Below are 19032 nucleotides of genomic sequence, written 5' to 3'. Positions count from 1 at the left end.
GAGATTTACCGCCGGCTTCCTTTAGATTCCCCCTCACGAAGGACACCCTTGCCTTTGGTTAACGCTTCCCACTATCAAGGTGCGTTCGGGACTTCCACCCTAGAGTTTGCGCCCGTGCCGGGCGCACTACAAAAAAAGAGGCTACCCTGGTAAACCGGGTGCCTCTTTACCTATAACCGAAACTGCGTCGTTTATCGCTGGCGGCCAACAATCGCCTTGCTCAGGCCACCCTGTGCACAAGGCGAACGCGGCTCAACGAAATGCAGTGTATTCTCAATACCCGTCGTTTTGCTGCAGGTCAGGATTCTGGTCCCGCGCAAACTGTGGTATGGGCAATAATAATTTATTTTCATTCACCGGTTTTCCCTTGGCCGATAATACGGTCTCGGCCCGGCCGGTCCTTTTCAGGTCGAACCAGCGATGGAATTCCATCGCAAACTCCATCCGCCGTTCATGTTCTATGGCCAGCTCGAGCGTTGGATATTTAGCCGAAGGATACCCGGGCGTTCCATACAATGGCAGGCCGGCGCGGCTTCTTATCTTATTCAGGTATTGTACATCGCCGGTAGCTTCCGTCAGCATCAACAACACATCGGCATATCGCAGCACCATGAAATTGTTATTGCACGATTCGGCTGCATTCACGATCGGGGCGTTAATGTCTTTCCACTTTTTCTGAAATTTGATCGGGATCCAGTTACCGCCTTTAAAATAGCCCAGCTCAAAAGAGGTATCCCTTCTTTTATCGCCCGGTTCGTATTCATTATACAGATCATCGGTGACCTGGTTCATACCACCGCCAAAACGCGTAATGGAGAAATTCTCGAAGGGTGCAAAGGCCGGCCAGTAGATACTGGACGGATTATTGGCGCCGCCTTTATACTGCACTTCAAATACCGATTCCTTTGTATTCTTGTTCGCCAGTGTTGGTCCCCATAAAGAACCAAATTCTGGCAGGAGGGAATAGATGGTTCCATCATAAGAATTGTATACCTGCTGCAGCACCTGCGCAGCGGCCGTTTTATTGCCCATGGTCAGATGCACTTTTCCCAACAGGGTTTGAGAAGCGCCTTTTGATGCCCGGCCGGGCGCCGGCACTTTGTCCGGTGCCGTTAAATGATCTGCTGCATAGCTAAGATCCCCGATCACCTGCCTGTACACATCCGCTTTGGGCGTACGGCCTGTTGTAAATGCTTCTGCCGATGTTATTGGCGTTGTTACCAGCGGTACATCGCCCCAGGCCTGCACCATATAGAAATAATACAATCCACGTAAAAAACGCATTTCTGCGGTCACCTGCGTTATGTAGTTATCATCGAGCGAAGCGCCCTGGATCTTATCAAGTACTATATTCACATTATACAGGGAGATATAGGAATCCATCCAAAGCTGGTTCACGACGTTATTGGCAGGGTTCAACGTATAATCGCGAAAGGCCCACCTGTCGCCCACCGTGATACTGCCCGAGCCCGCTACCTGGTAGATCGTGGCATTGTCAGACATTAACTCACCGCAATAAGAGATCAGCCCGGTTGGTCCATACATGGTATATAAGGTACTGTAAGCATTGTTTACGGCCAGGTCAAAATCACCTTTTGTCTTATAAAAGTTATTGGCATTGCTGTTAGATACCGGCGCCAGCTCCAGGAAAGATTTTTTGCAGCTGATGATGGTGGTTGCTAAAACTATGATCAGAACAAACTTCCTTTTCATAAATGTTATTTTTTTGAATACTGCCAGAACTGAGGTCCAATTAAACCCAATAATTATGCAAGATCAAACGATGGACTTACAGGTCAAATCCAATGTTGATTACAGATCTGCTTTAACCCCAAAAGTTACCGTAATGGGTATGGGATAACTTCCGTAATCGGCGCCCACCATTAATCCGGGCGGAAACGGCGTAAGGCTGGAAGCCGCATCGGTGCCGGTAGAGTAAATACTATTCTCAGGATCAAATCCCACATAGTTACTGAACACATGCACGTTCTCCGCATTTACATATACCCGGATATTGCGAAATGCTAATTTGGAACTGACCGCCCTGGGCAAACTGTATGATAAACGAATGTTCTTGATCCTTACAAATGTGCCATCCTCTATCCAGTAACTGGAGAACTGGGTTTGCATCCCTTTGTATTCTGCATTGGGCTTGAATGTTTTTCCATCACCTGGTTCCTGTTCCGATTTCCAGTAGTTGCCAATGGAAGCATAGGCATTGCGGCTATCGTTCCAGTATTTATTATACCGGGTTTGCTGGTTCACGATCTCGTTGCCAAATACGCCATGCAACATGAAGGAAAACTCGAAATTCCTGTAATTGAAAGTATTCACCAGGCCGGCAGTAAAATTAGGTTGCGCATTCCCTAAGGTTGTACGGTCGCTGGCATCTATCTTATTATCACCTGTTACATCCCGCACAATGGGATCGCCGGGCGTAACAATGATACCGGATGGATATTTAGGCCCTTTGTTAATTTCATCCTGGTTATTATATACGCCATCAAATATGTACCCTACATAATTGCTGATGGGCTTACCTACTTCTGTTACAAAGCGGCTGCCCCATTCTTCCACAATAACAGGCGCATTGTTTGGTCCCAGTTGTAATACTTCATTACGGTTGGCAGAGATATTGAAGTCGGTATTCCATTTAAGATCACTGTTCACTATATTCTTTGATGAAATGGCCAGCTCAACACCGCGGTTGCGCACTTTGCCAATATTGGTAAGTTGGGTAGCAAAGCCGGTGAGAATGGGAACAGGTACATTCAATAAAAGGTCTTTCGTGGTGGAGTTGTAAAACTCTGCTGTAAGGCTAATGCGGTTATTGAAGGCCGCTACATCGAGGCCCACGTTAAACTGGTTGGTCTTTTCCCATTTCAGATCGGGATTGGGAATGGTAGTGACCCGGATGCCATTGACCACATTATCGCTGTAGGCATATTTCGATCCATCCAGCAGACTGATGGGCCCATAGTTCGGGATCTGGTTATTACCGGTTGTTCCATAACTTACCCGCAGTTTCAAGCTATTGAGCGCCGAAATGGATTGCATAAATGGTTCATCCGAGATCAGCCAGCCTAATGACAGCGAAGGGAAATATCCCCAACGCGATGCCTGCCCAAACCGCGAACTGCCGTCGCGCCGGATGGTGCCGTTCAAAAAATATTTGTTCTTATAACTATAGCTTACCCGCGACAACCACGACAATAAAGCCCATTCTCCGGTCGTAGTGGTGCTTAAACTATAGGTGCCTGCTGCATTCAGGGTTTGTATCAGGTCATTGGGATAATTCGTTGATCGTTGCTGGGAGGTATCACCGCGCTGCTTCTGGGCCGTATACGCTACCAGCGCCCCAATAGTATGTTCCCCAAAAGTTTTGTCATATGAGAGTGAGTTCTCTGTAAGCCAGTTCAGGTTACTATAGGTATTATACCTGCCTTCAGCCGGCAATAAGGTACTATAGCCATAACCCGCATTGGTACGCCAGAACCAGTTATAGTTCCGTTGGGTAAGAATGGCATTGGCGCTGCTTTTAAACGTAAGGTCTTTAATGGGTTTGTATTCGATGTATGCACCGGCAATCGTATTATACACCTTGTTCAACTTATCGGCATACCTGATCATAGAGTAAGGATGCCATAATTGCACGCCGTAAGCCGTAAAGCGGTTCCATGTTGAATTGGGATCTAAAAACCCCAAATTTCCATTTTCATTATACACCGGGAAGATCGGATCGCTCTGCAGGGCAAGGCTTACCACATCTGATTTTCCTTCTATACCATCGATGCGGCTGTGCATGCCGGTAAAAGAAAAATTCAAACCTGCCGTTACTTTTTCTGTGATCTTCTGGCGGATATTCATGCGCAAGGCAAGCCGTTTGTAATAATTATCTATGACCACTGCCTCCTGGTCGAGGAAGCCGGCCGAAAAAAGATATTGTGCCCTGTCTGTACCACCGCTTACAGAGGCTTGTATATTCCGCGACTGGGCCGTTCTGAATAAAACATCCTGCCAGTCGGTTCCTTTGCCAAACTGCTCCGGATTATTTAAGAAATCGGGTGGTATCAAATAGGTCTTACTGCCTCCCCTGGCACTGTTGGGATCGGAGGCCGAACGGCCCGGACCGGAAGCAACCCATGCATTGTTACGGGCATCGATATAATACCTGATCCATTGCTGCGCATCCATCAGGTCTACTTTCCTGGTCACTTTTTGCAGGCCATGTTCATAATTCAGGTTCACCTGTGGTTTTCCGGCTTTGCCCAGTTTAGTGGTTACTATAATTACCCCGTTGGCGCCTCTCGATCCGTAAATGGCAGCGGAAGCCGCATCTTTCAAGATCTCTATCGATTGAATATCCTGGGCGTTGATGATATTGAGGTCAAAATTCTCCATGGCCATGCCATCCACCACGTATAACGGGTTCGTACCTGCGGTAATGGAATTGATACCTCGTACGCGAATGGTTGGCCCGAATCCGGGCGCGCCCTGGGTAGTTGAAATATTCACCCCCGGCACCAGTCCTTCAATAGATTGCGCCACATTACTGGAAGACCGGTCCTTAAACTGTTCAGCGCTCAATGATACCACAGAACCGGTTACCGCCCGCTTCCGTTGTGAACCATAACCGATCACGATCACCTGGTCGAGCGAACCGGCCATGTCTTTCATTTTAACTACCAGGGAAAGCGTAATGTCATTTTTAATATTGTAACCCGACAGTGTCTGGCTTTCGTACCCTACTATAGAGAAGGTAAATTTATACGGGCCACCGGCAGGTAAACGTGAAAAGGAAAAAACGCCGGCGCTGTCGGTACTGGTGCCGGAAGTAAAATTGTTAGCGGTATTTCGAATGACAACCGACACCCCCGATAGCGGGTCGCCGTTATTGTTTTGAACAATACCTTTTACAGTGCTTGTATTTTCCTGCGCATGCAGCAGTGGAGTGATCAGGAGATGTAGCAGGAAGGTAAGGGCATAGCAGGGCCCCGACTTAAGTACATTAAATCTCATATGGCGGTCTTTTTAATCAATTGGCAATTGACAATTGGCAATTGGCAATTGGCAGGGCCTGCTGAAAGTTGGGCGCTCTGCAATATGGCATATTTGCCTATTGTCTATTGCCTATTGCCTATTGTCTATTGTGTAAGTATTGTTCTGTTTGGTTACGGTCAGGTTATTAAGGGCAGCGATCTGCTTCAGGATAGTATCCAACGAATCAGTTTTACTGAATTTTCCTATGAAATATAGTTTCTCAAGATCTTTTTCAGCATAGAGGATCTTAACGCCGTATATTTCCTGCAGTTGTTTGAACACCTGTGCCAGCGGCTGGTTATTGAACATGTACCAGGATCCTTTATCCCCTGCCGGCAACAACGGCTGATCTGCAGCATTATGCGTTTCTTCCGGTTTGTTTTTGGCGGTCGTATTATGATGAATGAACTTCCTTACCATTGCGGAGTATTGCTTATTGCTGTACAACAACTCTTCACCAGGCAAAAGGTAATAATCCTTTTTTAGTACAGGCTGAAGACTGTTGGCCGCTTTTACCACAACCCTGCCTTCAAATAATTGTACGGAAATGACATCTTCCTCTGCAAATGCCGTAACCGTAAATTCGGTACCCAGGGCAGTCGTTGCCAGTTGGCCGCTGATCACCGTAAAGGGCCTTGTTGGGTCTTTTGCCACCCGAAAGCGGGCTTTTCCTTTTAATGTTATTTCGCGCCTGTTGTTAGTAAAAGGCTCATGCCAGCTTAGATCGCTTAATGGTTCCAGTATAATTACCGAACTATCGGCCAATACGATCTGTTTTGCCTTATCCGTTGTATTGGTTTCATGCCGTACTATTACCGTTGGTGTACTGTCTTCAGGTAGGTTTGCAACTGCCGGGGCCCGGCCGGGTGTTTTACCAAACCGGTTGTATCCTATTGCCACAATGAACAATACCGACGCAGCAATGGTGGTAACTATCACAAGCTTTCGAACAATCCCGCTTTTACCGCTTGCTGCCGCCGCATCATCACGTTCACCGCGGGCATCCTGATGCAGGCATTCCTGAAAATAAGCCCATTCTTCCGCTGCATTGATCTCTTCGGGTGTTTTTGCCTGCTTCATTAACTGCCAGGTGTTTTTCAGTTCTTCATAATATTGCCTGTTTTCTTCACTGGCACTTAACCATTGAAACAGCAAAGCCTGGTCATCGCTGTTCAGCTCATTACAAAAATGTCGCGTGATCAAATCGTCCAATTGCTCGCTGTTCTTCATGTTCTGATGGTATTACGTTTTAAAGAACACCTGCCATGACAAGGCACTGAAATTTTTTAAAAAAATATCCTATTGATAACCATTATAATAAATGAGAGAGTGAGGTATGCGGCCAGTTTTACACGCAGTTTTTTAAGCGCACGGCCCATTTGTGTTTCTACCGTATTCACGGAAACATTCAGCTGCCGGGCTATCTCCGCATACTTCAACCCTTCATACCGGCTGAGCTCAAAGATGGTACGCATTTGCCCCGGCAGTTCTGAAACAGCATTATCAATATCTATGCGCAGCTTTTTTGCATCGTAGTTTTCCTGTGGGGTGTTGGCGCCCGCTCTTTCATTCCGGCGCAGTACATACTGTTCAAACCGTTCCCGCACTTTGGCGTGGCGGATAATATCGAGGCTGGTATTGTTGATCACTTTATGCAGAAATGCTTTTACCGCCATTTCCGGCGGCAGGGCAGCGCGGTTCTTCCATAACTTAATAAAGGCAGTATGCACTACTTCTTTGGCAATATCGGTATCGAACCCATATTTATGCTGGCACCAGCTGCATAATGCTGCGAAATGTTGTTTGAAGAAAAATTCAAATGCAGCAGCATCGTCCTTTATGGCATGCATGGAGGCATCATGGCAATCAAGATGTAATGTTCGGTCAGCGTGCATGTACACTCCTCACTTTTAGCAGTTAGGTTTTAAACAGTCAGCTATTACTGATCCTGAAAATAAGTATTTAATATGGAATTGTATCCTGCACCATCCTATATACGACAAAAACGCCTGAAAGAAGGCATATAATAAAGGTGGGCCTCCCATCAGGAAGACCCACCTTTTTATCGGCCCATTAGCTGATCAGCTTAATGGACCGGATTAGTTCTTAAGGATCTTGAACTCAACACGACGGTTCAGCTGTCGGCCCTCATCGGTTTCGTTTTCAGACACCGGCATGCTTTCACCATATCCTTTCGATACAATACGGCTCGCCGGAATACCTTTCGAGATGATATACTCCACGCAGGATTTGGCACGGTTGTCAGAGAGCCTGAAGTTATACTCGTCTGAGCCCTTACTATCGGTGTGTGCGCTCAATTCAATTTCAATGGCCGGGTTTTCTTTTAACAGTTTTACTACCCGGTCGAGTTCAACATTCGATTCAGGACGCAGGTCCCATTTATCAAAGTCGAAGAAGACATTGTTTAGGCGCACCACCTGTCCAATTTCAATGGGCACCAGGTACAGGTCTTTATGGATCTCTTTATAGCCAGCCCTTACCATAGAATCAAGGTTCAGGTTCTCTGAAATGGCGAAGAATTTATCGGCACTGGCCCTGATGCTATAGTTCTTATCGTAAGGCAATACAATTTTAAAGGCGCCATCGGTGGGGCTTGAAATGCCGTTACCCGCTTCTACCCCATCGGGCAGGGTTTCATAAATAAGGGAAGCGCTGAGCGGCTGTTTGGTCTTGGCATTATACACATTGCCGCTTACGAGGATCACCGGGTTTGGCTTTTCGCGCTCCAGTAACTTTACGCGCACAATATCACTTTCACCATAGGTATCTTTATTACTGGTTAAGTACGCATATTCGCCACCGGCATCCAGGGTAAAGAAGGCATCCCAGCCTTCCGTATTGATGGGGCTTCCCAGGTTAACCGGCGTGCTCCATTTCGTCCAGCTTTTATCGAGCCTTTTCGTCATCCAGATATCGTTGTCGCCCAAACCACCGGGACGGTTACTGCTGAAATACATGGTCACGCCGTCAGCCGCAATGTAAGGCGTCATCTCATCGCCCGGTAAGTTTATCTGTTTGCCGAGGCTCTTGGGTTCCGTCCAGCTACCGTCGGGTTCGCGAAAGCAAACAAAGAGGTCGTTATCTGAGCTGCCCGGTACAGGCGTCATATATAATACCAATGCTTTCATGTCTGGCGAAAGCGTAGCTCCTGAAACCAGGCCGCGGTCATATTTCTCATACTTTTTTATATACAACATTTCCGGTTCGCCCCAGCGGCCATCGGCCTGGCGGGTACAAAGGCTTACGCCTTTTCCAAAATAGGCGCCGCCGTTACCAAAAGCACCGCGGATGAGGATACGGTTTTTGTCGGGTGAGATCCAATACACGGCATTATACTGAGATGTATTGAGCGGATACTTCAAATGGCGGGCTTCCTGCCATACACCGTTCGAATCACGTTCAGCATACCAGATGTCCTGTGAATTGGGAACTGAATTATACTTGGTATTGGCCGGATGGTTCTCACAAATAAAAAACAACAGATTGCCGTCTGCTGATACGGTAGGCCGCAATTCACCCAGATCGGAGTTTATGTTCGTGCCTAAATTCTCGATCTTGATAATGGTGTTGGCAGTAATGATATTATCTTTTTGCACTATTAATTTGCCCGTATCACTTGGGTTCGACATCTGGGCAGTAGCCTGTTGCAAGCCAAGGGCCAGGATCAAAAAGGGTACTACTCTTCTCACTAGGTATGGATTTAATTACCTAATAACGTACAATTTAGCCCTAGATTGCATGCCCCTTCACAGATAAATTATTTATTGATAAAAGACATTTTTTAAGTGTGGGAGGCGACTTATACCTGAAACAAACAGAATAAAATTCCAAAGTGAATAATTTTTACTGAATATTATTCTAACCATACATATCTTTACAGAACGATGTACCGAAGGATTTGCTCAATTCTGCCCTGTTTAACCTACAACATATAACTGATATGCACATTCAACCAACGGCTTTACCGCTTTCTGAGGTGAAAAGCAAGCGCATTCATTCCATCGACCTGTTGAGAGGCACCGTTATGATCATTATGGCGCTTGACCATGTGCGCGATTATTTTCATGCCGGCGCTTTCCAATTTGATCCCACCGATCTTTCCCGCACCGATCTGCCCCTGTTCTTCACCCGCTGGATGACCCATTTTTGCGCCCCGGTATTTACTTTCCTGGCCGGCGCTTCTGCCTTTTTAAACGGGGTGAAAAAGACCAAAAAAGAATTGTCATTCTTCCTTTTTACGAGGGGCCTGTGGCTGGTGATCGCTGAGGTATTGATCGTAACGTTCGGCTGGACTTTCAACCCCCAATATCCTGTACTGATCCTGCAGGTCATATGGGCCTTAGGCATAAGTATGATGGTGCTTTCGGCCATGATCTATCTGCCACGTACCCTGATATTGATTATAGGTCTTACACTAATAGGTGCGCATAATTTACTGGATGCAGCAGATACTGCCAACCCATCCTCCTTTCTGCTTTCCTTCCTGCATCACCAGCATATTTTCTTTGGAAAGCCGTTTTCGGTTATGCTCGGTTATCCTGTTATTCCCTGGATAGGCATTATGCTTACCGGTTATGTATTCGGACAACTGTATTTGCCAACCTTTGATACGGCTAAGCGGCGGAAATCATTGCGCTGGCTGGGCCTGGGCGCTATTGTCCTCTTCATCCTGATCAGATTGATTAATGCCTATGGCGATCCGCATCATTGGTCTGCCCAAAGATCGACGCTGTTTACATGCCTGTCATTCCTTAATGTTACCAAGTATCCACCTTCTTTACTATACATATTAATGACGCTGGGCCCCGCCCTGCTCTTCCTGGCCTTTACAGAAAAGCCATTGAACCGGTTGACGGAAAAACTAGTGGTGTTTGGCCGGGTGCCCATGTTCTTTTACCTGCTGCACATTTACCTGATCCATGCACTGGCCGTACTGGCAGCCGTTCTGTCAGGCTATTCCTGGAGCGATATGATCCTGACCGGCTGGGTAAGCATGAACAGCCAGCTGCAGGGCTATGGTTACAGCCTGGCTTTTGTGTATGTATTATGGATCATCATTGTCATTGGCGTATTTCCGCTGTGTAAATGGTTCGATAATTATAAACGCCTTCACCGCACAAAATGGTGGCTGAGCTATATTTAAGGGTAAGAGGCGGGTGGCTGGCGGAAAAAGCAGAAGGTTTTTGCTAATTTCAGTGAAACGGAGATCCTAATGGCCAAATCAACCAACAAAACGACAGAAACGCAAAACAGCGTTCATGATTTTTTAAATGCAGTGGCCGATGAAACCAAACGGGCCGACAGCTATCAGCTACTACAATTAATGAAAGACCATTCCGGCTTTAAACCTAAAATGTGGGGCCCCAGCATCGTAGGGTTTGGCAGTTATCATTACAAATATGCCAGCGGGCGGGAAGGCGACGCCCCCCTGGTTGGCTTTTCGCCCCGGGCCAAAGAAATCTCGCTCTATTTTGCCCAGGATTTTAGCGACCGGGAAAAATTATTGCAGCAATTGGGGAAACACCGTTCCGGTGTTGGCTGCGTGTATATAAAAAAGCTGCAGGACGTTAATATTGAAATACTTGTAAAGCTGATCAGCAGTTCAGTAAACCACCTGCAGAAAAAATATCCTTCCTGACTAAGGCTGCTTTCTTTCGTGACCACCGTCATTACAACTGACACAAATGCAGCAGTTGCGAACAACTGTTTGTCTTGTTAACGAGACCTTCGCACACACAAGCAAGATCATTTAGTCTTTCATGTATCCTGGTGTAGGATTCGAACATATCCAAACAACTTCAAGTCCTGATCCGGCCCGCTACAATCATACCCGGAAAATAGCATTGTTAAGGTAATGACGAAGCAAACCCCGCTGCTTTTCATTACCAGGGACTTCTTTTTTATTAAACCAAAACATGAGACTATGAAAAAACTCATTGCTCTCCTTTTTACAACCTGCATTCTGCTTACAGCCTCCTCGCAAACAAAAACAGTAACGGGAAAAATTACCGAAACCGGCGGTGCTCCGGTACAGGGTATATCGGTAACCATCAAGGGTAGTTTATCGGGCACAACCACCAATACCGATGGAACGTTCAGACTTACTGTACCCGAATCGGCCACGCTGGTGTTCTCGGGTGTTGGTTTTGAAACAACAGAGATGAGCGTTCGAAACCGATCGACTTTTGATGTGCAATTAAAGCCCGATATTAAAGCGCTCAATGAAATTGTGGTAACCGGTACAGGGGTTGCTACGGAAAAGAAAAAACTCTCGATCGATGTAGCGAGCGTAGGCAAAAAAGACCTTGCACAATCGGCCATAGTGTCTATTGACCAGGCATTGATCGGCAAAGTAGCCGGGGCACAAATTCAAATGAATTCCGGTGAGCCCGGCCAAAGAGCCAATATCATTCTACGGGGCATTAACTCCCTGGGCTCATCCAACCCCATTATATTGGTAGATGGGGTGCAGGTAACCGATATCAACGGCCTCGACGTATCGAATGTTGACAAAGTAGAAATTGCCAAAGGGCCTGCAGCCGGTATGCTCTATGGCGCACAAGGCGCCAATGGCGTTATTCAGATCTTTACCAGGAAAGGCGCCCGTAATAAACCACTGAGCATAACGCTCATGTCGAAAGTAAGTATCGACAAAGTTATTCTGGGCAAAGACAAGAACCTCAGCGCAAAATTCCATCACTTCACCCAGGACGCCAATGGCAATATCCTCGATCGCAATGGCGATATCTTACGGCCCGATAGCAACGGCATGTGGCCTGAGCCGGCGGAAGATGACTTTAATACCAACTTTAATTTAAAGAACGACAAGACGTATCCGGCCAACCTGCGCCTGTATAACCACCTTGAACAGGCTTATCAGACGGCCGTTTCAACAACCAATTCTTTAGGCATATCCGGTGGCGGCAATAAAGCAGACTACGCTTTTACGCTTTCGCACCTGAACCAGGAAAATGTACTGGCCAATCGTTTCAGGCGAACCAACCTGTCGGCCAACCTGGGCTTTGAATTATTCAAAGGTTTTACTGCACGGAACGCCACCCAGGTAGTATTACAGGACGAAAACCTGGTATCGGGAACCTATAATGTTACCTCCCGCATTAAATACAATATAGATCAGCTATTCGAAGGCACGAACAACAACCGCTTCGAACTGATCAACTCTTATCCCTGGATCGACTTCACCGCGAAATATCCTGGTACTGATCTAACCGTTGTGCGGCCCCGTGATGAGAACCAGGTGAATGTGTTATCTGAAGCCGACTGGCATGAGCGCTCCGGTAAGGATACCCGCATCATCAATAACAGCAACCTGAACTACAAATTCCCACGTTTCGTTGAACTGGACTTTAAATATGGGATTGAATTATGGAATTCAGAATTCAATGACCTGTACAAGAACCAGGAATTAGCGCCGCAGGTGGCATTGGGCTTTTGGGGCAATACCGCGCAGGGTTCTGTTCGTAATGACTATGCAAAGTCTACCTACCAGAATGCGCTGTCAACCATTTATTTCAGAACTGATTTCAGAAAGGATTTCAGGATAGATGTGCCGATCACCACCACGACGCAATTGTCGTACGACTGGCGCAAGCTCGAATACAATTCTTTCTATGCACAGGGGCTCACCCTGCCGCAATATCCGCCATTGAATATTTCCTCAGCCGCCTTAAAGACCAGTGGAGACGGCAGATTTGAATACATCACTTTTGGCTACCTGGTAAACCAGACCATTGACTTTGGCAGCTTATTCGGTGTCACCGGTGGTTTCCGTTCCGACTACAACTCACAATTTGGCGATCAGAAAGAACCATTCACTTTTGGCCGCGGAACCGCCTACTTCAGACCATCTGAAATAATCAATGTGCCTGCGCTTAGCGACTGGAAAATCCGCGCCGCCTATGGTGCAGCCGGTATTCCGCCCAATGAGTTCGATGATGAATACTATTCCCGCCAAACAACACTCGGTTCTATACAATTAGGCGAAGGGGTCGGCTTATTCCTGCCCAATATTCTGGGTAACAGGAACCTGAAAGTACAGGAAGTACGGGAACTGGAAATAGGGACCGACCTGGTGCTTACACCCGGTAAGAAAGACTGGTTTAACCGAATCAGTTTGTCATTCACCTACTGGAACAAGAACAACAGGAACAATATTCAATATGTTGACCTGCCGCCTTCCAGTGGTGCGCAACAGATCAGGGATAACCTGATTGAGCTCACCGTAAAAGGTGCAGACATCAGCCTTGATGCAAGTATGTTCACCAACAAAGCGGTTGACTGGCAGTTCGGCGCCCGCTTTGGAACTTTCAAAACCAAAGTAGATAAAGTTGCCAATGGCCGTGATTTTGTGAATGGGTTATTCATTGTAAAAGAAGGCGAATCGCTGGGTAATTTTTACACCCAGAATCCGCTTACCAGCATCGACCAAACCCGCACTGCAGATAAAACCAGGTATATACCCGAGAACCAGGCCAATGAATATGAGATCGTCAATGGCATTGTAGTGAACAAGACGACCAAACGCGCCGTGCTTACCGACGCTACCGACCAGGCCATTTCCGGCAATGCCTATCCTGAGTTCACCATGTCGTTCATCAACAACATTACATTATGGCAAAAGCTGAATATTTCCATGCAATGGGATTGGTACCATGGCAACGAAATCTATAATCTTACCAAACAATGGATGTACCGCGACAGGCTGCAAAAAGACTTTGACAAAGAGATCACGGTGAATGGAGAAACCGGCGCCTTCGTGAACTTTTATAATAGCCTGTACAATAGCGTGCAGCGTACCGGCTGGTTTGTTGAAGATGGATCATTCTGGCGCTTAAGAGATCTTACCTTAACGTATCAGTTAGGCAGTGCATTGAATGTGCCCTGGATAAAAGGCATAGCCCTTATCGCTTCGGGCCGTAACCTGTTAACCATTACAGATTATGAAGGGCTTGATCCTGAAGCCACATCGGCCCAGGACAGCCAGGGGAACCGTTCAGTAGGCGCAGGATCGAATATAGGAGCAGATTACTTTTCAATTCCCAACCTGCGTTCCTTCCAGTTTGGCATTAACCTTCAATTCTAACGCAAAGCTGATTTTTATGAAACGATACCTCATATATATTTTCATCGCCGCAATGATAACAGGAGGCTGCAAAAAAAGCACCCTCGAATTGAACGATCCGAATAACCCTACGCCTGAACAATCATTGATCACAGAAGCCGGATTAAAAAATTTCTCTTTGGGCATTCTGCAAAAAATGATGGCGAACGTTCCCGACGAAGGGAATACCAATATTTTTCATATCGCGCTCACCAACCACAGCATCATGGGCGATGAAGCATATTGCCCCTACGGCAATTATGGTTTCCGCTGGGTTGACCAGGTGTTCAGGATCACGCTGCCCAATGGCCGGGTAATTACCAATCCTAATGGGGTTGATCAGAAGACGCAGTTGCAGGGATTCGACTCGCGCGGCGCCGGCGAACTGAACGCTTTTCAATACGAATGGGCCGTTAATTATTACATTATAGCCCAGGCCAATCAATTACTAACGGCCCTGGAGAACCCGGCGCTCAACCTGGCTGGTGACGCTACCAATAAAAAGAACATCTTTAAGGCCTGGGCCTTATGGTGGAAAGGATACGCCTACTCACGTATCGGCTCCATGTACCTGGCCGGTATCATCACCAATACAGCCGGTGAAACCAATGGCGATTTCGTTGACAACAGTGTTATAATGGCCGAAGCCGATAAAATTTTGAATGAGTGTTTGACCACATTGAATGCAGTGACCGAAACCCCGGATTACAACGCCATCATGCAGGCGATCGTGGCTTCTTTCAATGATAATAAAAGTATTGTGACGCCCGATATGTGGAAGCGGCAGGTATATTCTTTACAGGCCCGCAATTTGATGGCGAATAAAAAGATCACGGAAATGACCACGGCCGACTGGCAGCAGGTTATAACGCTTACCAACCAGGGCATCCGCGCAACCGATAATATCTTCCGCTTTGGTATGGACCCCAGCGGCAACAACGACGTTTCCCTGGGCTTCTTTCACCCCTACTCATTTATAGGTGAAGCCGATCAGTTTACATTCGTAAGCGAACGGTTCATCCAGGAATTCAAACCGAACGATAACAGGTTCGCCAAAGGATTTGTGCCCTTTTCTGTTCCTAAGGTAAATGAAAGAGGCCGGGGTCTGCAATTTGGTACCCGCTGGAACCCGGTATACATTGAAGATGGCGGATTGTATGCGACCGGCGACAACAGAGGGTTGATCCCCTGGGCATGCAGTTATGAAGAGAATGAATTGAGTAAGGCGGAGGCGCTGATCCGTACCGGTAATATTGAAGCCGGTTTGCAGCTGGTAGACGAGGTTCGTGATTTTCAGAACTCAGGATTGGCGCATGTAGCAGGTACCGGGTTGAATGCCACCGAGGCGCTGGAAGAATTCAGGCGGGAAAGAAGAGTAGCGCTTTTCCTGTGGGGTACCGCATTTTACGATGCCAGGCGTTGGGGTGTTACCAAACCGGCTTCGGAAGGAGGCGGCAGGGCCAATGCTATTGTCATAGTTCCGGGAAATTTACTATCGCCGGAACAACCTGGTTCTGTACCTACGCCCTGCTTTATGGAATATAACTATATGGATTACTGGGATGTGCCACAAAACGAACTTGACTTTAATACGCCGGGCAATGTATCTATCCCGCTGAAGAATTGATCTGTTAAAATACTTAATGGTTGTTTGCGAAGGCCGGCTCTCCTGCCCTCCTTGCAAAAAGGAGCTCCTGGTGGGAGAGCTTTTTGCTGCCCTGCTGTAACGGTTGCATTAACCGATCATTTGTTTCACGGTGGAAATAAGCTGCTCGCCCATCATGTCTTTCGACAGCAGCGCAGTAGCGCCTGACTGTTTCAGGTAATCATCATTGTGGGTATTGTTCGAATCAAATAAGACGATGGGCATATGCTGATAGGCCGCATTCAATCGCACCGACCTGATCAATTCCAGCCCATCTAATACAGGCATATTCAGATCGGTGATCATAAGGTCGATGTGGCGGCCATCAAAATGCTTCAAAGCATCCCGGCCATCAAAACAAGCCAGGGTGGTATAACCTTCCTGTTCCAGCGTAAATGCGATCATCTGCACCACGAAATCAGAATCATCCACGATCAGTACGGTCTTATTCATAGATAATAGTTTGGATCATCCAGGCAAGAACGCCCGGTATACTATAACGCATGGAAAGGCCGACTGACCTATTGAAATGGCGTCAAATATTGGAAGATTACTGGTTTGTATGTAGCCTCGAAAAGTAAAAGCATGAAGGCTGTTCTATGCCTGCAAGGGTTGTACGATAAAGGCAGGAAAAAGAGATGGGGCAACTTATTTGCTGATCACGGCTTCAATGCTGAAAATGGCCAGGATGTCATCCATATTGCGGGTGATCTCTGTATGTTCATTGTCCGCAAAAAGGGTAATGCTATTATTTTCTGCGGATGGACGAACCTTGCCTAAGATCCCCTGCAGGTTCTTGTCGATAACATAATAGTAAAAGCCGCCATTGATGATCTTTGTGAACCTGAGCTTTTTAACGGCGATCCAGGCGCCGCTGGTATAGCGGGGATCAATACTATCGCCGTTCACCTGTATCAACCCATCAACAGAGCCGATAATGGATGAATCGTTCCGCCGGGCAATAAGCACCGGTTTGTCGTTTAAGGTAATAATGTTTCCGGGAACACCCAGTTCATCAGTAAGCACCAATGCTTCTTCGTCTTCAGCAATGAAGATACCGGTGAGGAGTGATCTGGGACCAGGACTGCTTTTTTTGGAGCCGTTTAGCCTGCCATCCTCCATAACATGGTTAAAACTGCTTTCCATTTTATCGAGGTAGTCATTCAATTTATTGTAAAGCCCGACATCACTTGGCTTTGTACCCTTTTCCCATTTGTACAAATTTTCCTTAGAGATGCCGGTAGCAGCAGCAATCGCTGGCATTTTGACTTTCGTCTTTTCACGGAACGCTTTTAACCTGTTACCAATTTCCATTGACATTAATCAATTAAGTAAGACGATTACACTTTTGGATACCGGTATTGGAAATTTTTCCACTACCTTTGTAAAGCAAATTTACTGTATCAAATTAATAAATAATGAAACTCAGCCAAAAAGCATTAAAGGCAATCAATAATCCGGTTACTCGCCGCCGATTAATGGATGTACTTGGCTGTACGGAGTTTACGATAGCCAGGTATATTCAGAAAAACAGTGACAATCTCACCAAAGCCGCTGCATTACAAATAATCCGGGAGGTAACCGGATTACCGGATGAAGAGATACTTGAAACAGAAAAAAATTAGAACGATTTAATAATCAATCAATAGCAAGAGTTCATCAATTCGTACGCTATTATGACAATCGTTCCTGCACCTGATCAAGTTAAACAAAACAGGTTCAATTTTCATTGAACCTGTTTTTACTCTTATTACCTATTATTGTAATAAGTAAGCACGCGTTTACACTTTACCATAGAGCAAAATGGTAAAAAATAAACCTGTGGGAATTATTTTCACTAATTAAAACAAGTTAGCATACTTGATGTACTAAAGGGATGCGAAAAAAATTACAGCATATTTGCTAAGGAGTTAAAAAGGAATGGAATAGCTGTGGTAAAATTGGTTTTATTAGAATCTTAATATTCTTGCCATGACTTTAAAAACCGCTTCCACCTGTTCCCATTGAAGCTGAATGGGCGGAAAACGGGCCTGGTTAGGATTATCGGCCACCAGTTGAATACTGTTTTCTGTGTCTCCCGGGTATACACGGCGCACAATTCCCTGCCAGTTTGTATCAATAACATAATAGTACAGGCCCCAATAAAGCCGGCGCTGATCCTGCAGGCGCGCGATCACGATTCGCGAACCATTGCTGAAAGTAGGTTCCATGCTTTCGCCGGTTACTTCAATCACTCCTTCCACCGCTCCCAGGAAAGGCGCCGTTATTCGGTCTACAATTAACTCAGGCTCATTATTATGCACGGTAACTGTACCAGCTGCCGCTTTACCGTCAGTTTGGGGAACAGCCAGTTTATGCCGGCTGAATGGAAGGCGTAAAGTAGCAGGATGCTGGTCTTCCATGTCTAAGCGTTCGGCTTCCAGCTGATTTTCCATTCGGTCGAGGTACTGCTTCAGGGTAAAATAATCATTCAGGTTGCTGGGCCGGGTACCCTTTTCCCACTTGTACAAGGTCTCCTTTGCAATACCGGTAGCGGCAGCTATGGCGGGCATCTTAATGTTTGATCTTATTCTGAACGCTTTTAGTCTTTGTCCGATTTGATAGTCCATTTGAGTACTGATTTCAAAGGTTTCCACTTTTTAATTGACTACAGTCAATAAACACCCAGGTTTTACATAAAAAGCCTGGGCGAAGTGCATTATTTACCTGATTTCCATTATTTTCACTTCAATTACGAATTTATACATATTTCCATATTTACTATTGGAAAGGAGCATTTATTGATCATAATTAACAGCAATTAACTTAAACATGCCATTATGAAAGAGATTGAGATCTTCATTGTACGCTTTAGAAAAAAGAAAGGGGTATTTACCACGGCGCAGGTAAATAAACTGGTAAAAGGCATCTGTTCGTCCACTACCGCCGATGAAGCCGTTTGCAGCGCAAATGAACAGGCCGCAAGGCCATCCGGCGCAAGAAAAAAGAAAGTAAAAGTGGCGCTGCAGTATTGAACCATCGCTTTTTAGTACCGGCCTGCAACGGGCGGTTTAGAGCAGTCGATTGAAAATGAAAAAATTAAGTATACCGGTGAAGTATACCAGCGTTACCCGTTTTTGATTTACCATTTTATTTTAAAATTGACCTTTACCGTTAGGATAAAAAAAACTACATTTGATTTGTAGCGATTCCTCCCGCAGTTTTC

General features: G+C 46.2%; 14 protein-coding genes. 6 read left to right on the top strand and 8 right to left on the bottom strand.

Features of this window, described 5'->3' with window-relative positions:
* Positions 1-273: 273 nt before the first annotated feature.
* From JT717_RS18890 to JT717_RS28855, 5 genes are all read right to left on the bottom strand, one after another.
* Positions 274-1713 carry a RagB/SusD family nutrient uptake outer membrane protein gene (locus JT717_RS18890; RefSeq protein ID WP_205512434.1) on the bottom strand — a complete coding sequence of 480 codons (1440 nt, stop codon included), beginning with the start codon at positions 1711-1713 and terminating at the stop codon, positions 274-276.
* A 99-nt stretch (positions 1714-1812) separates the two neighbouring features.
* Positions 1813-5019, bottom strand: a complete 3207-nt coding sequence (locus tag JT717_RS18885) for a SusC/RagA family TonB-linked outer membrane protein (RefSeq protein ID WP_205512433.1) — start codon at positions 5017-5019, stop codon at positions 1813-1815.
* A gap of 111 nt (positions 5020-5130) precedes the next feature.
* Positions 5131-6270: a FecR domain-containing protein gene (locus JT717_RS18880; RefSeq protein ID WP_205512431.1), complete on the bottom strand. Its 1140-nt coding sequence runs from the start codon at positions 6268-6270 to the stop codon at positions 5131-5133.
* Between the two features lie 56 nt (positions 6271-6326).
* On the bottom strand, positions 6327-6935 hold the full coding sequence (locus tag JT717_RS18875) for an RNA polymerase sigma-70 factor (RefSeq protein ID WP_205512429.1): 609 nt from the start codon (positions 6933-6935) through the stop codon (positions 6327-6329).
* Between the two features lie 204 nt (positions 6936-7139).
* Positions 7140-8750, bottom strand: coding sequence for an OmpA family protein (locus tag JT717_RS28855; protein ID WP_205512427.1), 1611 nt, complete (start codon positions 8748-8750; stop codon positions 7140-7142).
* Between the two features lie 251 nt (positions 8751-9001).
* Here JT717_RS28855 and JT717_RS18865 point away from each other — a divergent pair, with 251 nt between their 5' ends.
* The 4 genes from JT717_RS18865 to JT717_RS18850 all read left to right on the top strand — a co-directional run bounded on the left by JT717_RS18865 (position 9002) and on the right by JT717_RS18850 (position 15809).
* Positions 9002-10204, top strand: coding sequence for an acetyltransferase domain-containing protein (locus JT717_RS18865; RefSeq protein ID WP_205512425.1), 1203 nt, complete (start codon positions 9002-9004; stop codon positions 10202-10204).
* 69 nt (positions 10205-10273) lie between these two features.
* Complete coding sequence (locus JT717_RS18860) at positions 10274-10699, top strand: DUF1801 domain-containing protein (RefSeq protein ID WP_205512423.1); 426 nt, start codon at positions 10274-10276, stop codon at positions 10697-10699.
* A gap of 285 nt (positions 10700-10984) precedes the next feature.
* Complete coding sequence (locus JT717_RS18855) at positions 10985-14164, top strand: SusC/RagA family TonB-linked outer membrane protein (protein ID WP_205512421.1); 3180 nt, start codon at positions 10985-10987, stop codon at positions 14162-14164.
* Positions 14165-14180: 16 nt separating this feature from the next.
* The gene (locus JT717_RS18850; RefSeq protein ID WP_205512419.1) at positions 14181-15809 is read left to right on the top strand and encodes a RagB/SusD family nutrient uptake outer membrane protein; all 1629 of its coding nucleotides are present in this window, start codon (positions 14181-14183) and stop codon (positions 15807-15809) included.
* Between the two features lie 108 nt (positions 15810-15917).
* On the opposite strand, the gene JT717_RS18845 is transcribed toward JT717_RS18850, so the two are convergent.
* Both JT717_RS18845 and JT717_RS18840 read right to left on the bottom strand, forming a co-directional pair.
* On the bottom strand, positions 15918-16280 hold the full coding sequence (locus JT717_RS18845) for a response regulator (RefSeq protein ID WP_205512417.1): 363 nt from the start codon (positions 16278-16280) through the stop codon (positions 15918-15920).
* 195 nt (positions 16281-16475) lie between these two features.
* A complete protein-coding gene (locus JT717_RS18840; protein WP_205512415.1) occupies positions 16476-17090 on the bottom strand; it encodes a hypothetical protein in 615 nt (204 codons plus the stop codon).
* Between the two features lie 155 nt (positions 17091-17245).
* Between JT717_RS18840 and JT717_RS18835 the strand changes: the two genes are divergently transcribed.
* Positions 17246-17452 (top strand): hypothetical protein, encoded by a 207-nt coding sequence (locus JT717_RS18835; RefSeq protein ID WP_205512413.1) that lies wholly within the window; start codon positions 17246-17248, stop codon positions 17450-17452.
* 324 nt (positions 17453-17776) lie between these two features.
* On the opposite strand, the gene JT717_RS18830 is transcribed toward JT717_RS18835, so the two are convergent.
* Positions 17777-18436, bottom strand: a complete 660-nt coding sequence (locus JT717_RS18830; protein ID WP_205512411.1) for a LexA family transcriptional regulator — start codon at positions 18434-18436, stop codon at positions 17777-17779.
* 210 nt (positions 18437-18646) lie between these two features.
* Between JT717_RS18830 and JT717_RS18825 the strand changes: the two genes are divergently transcribed.
* The gene (locus JT717_RS18825; RefSeq protein WP_205512409.1) at positions 18647-18841 is read left to right on the top strand and encodes a hypothetical protein; all 195 of its coding nucleotides are present in this window, start codon (positions 18647-18649) and stop codon (positions 18839-18841) included.
* Positions 18842-19032: the final 191 nt, after the last annotated feature.

This window comes from Longitalea arenae, assembly GCF_016924755.1.
GTDB classification, from domain to species: domain Bacteria; phylum Bacteroidota; class Bacteroidia; order Chitinophagales; family Chitinophagaceae; genus Niastella; species Niastella arenae.
Note: the sequence above shows the minus strand (reverse complement) of the source record. Positions and strands in the feature narration are given on the sequence as shown.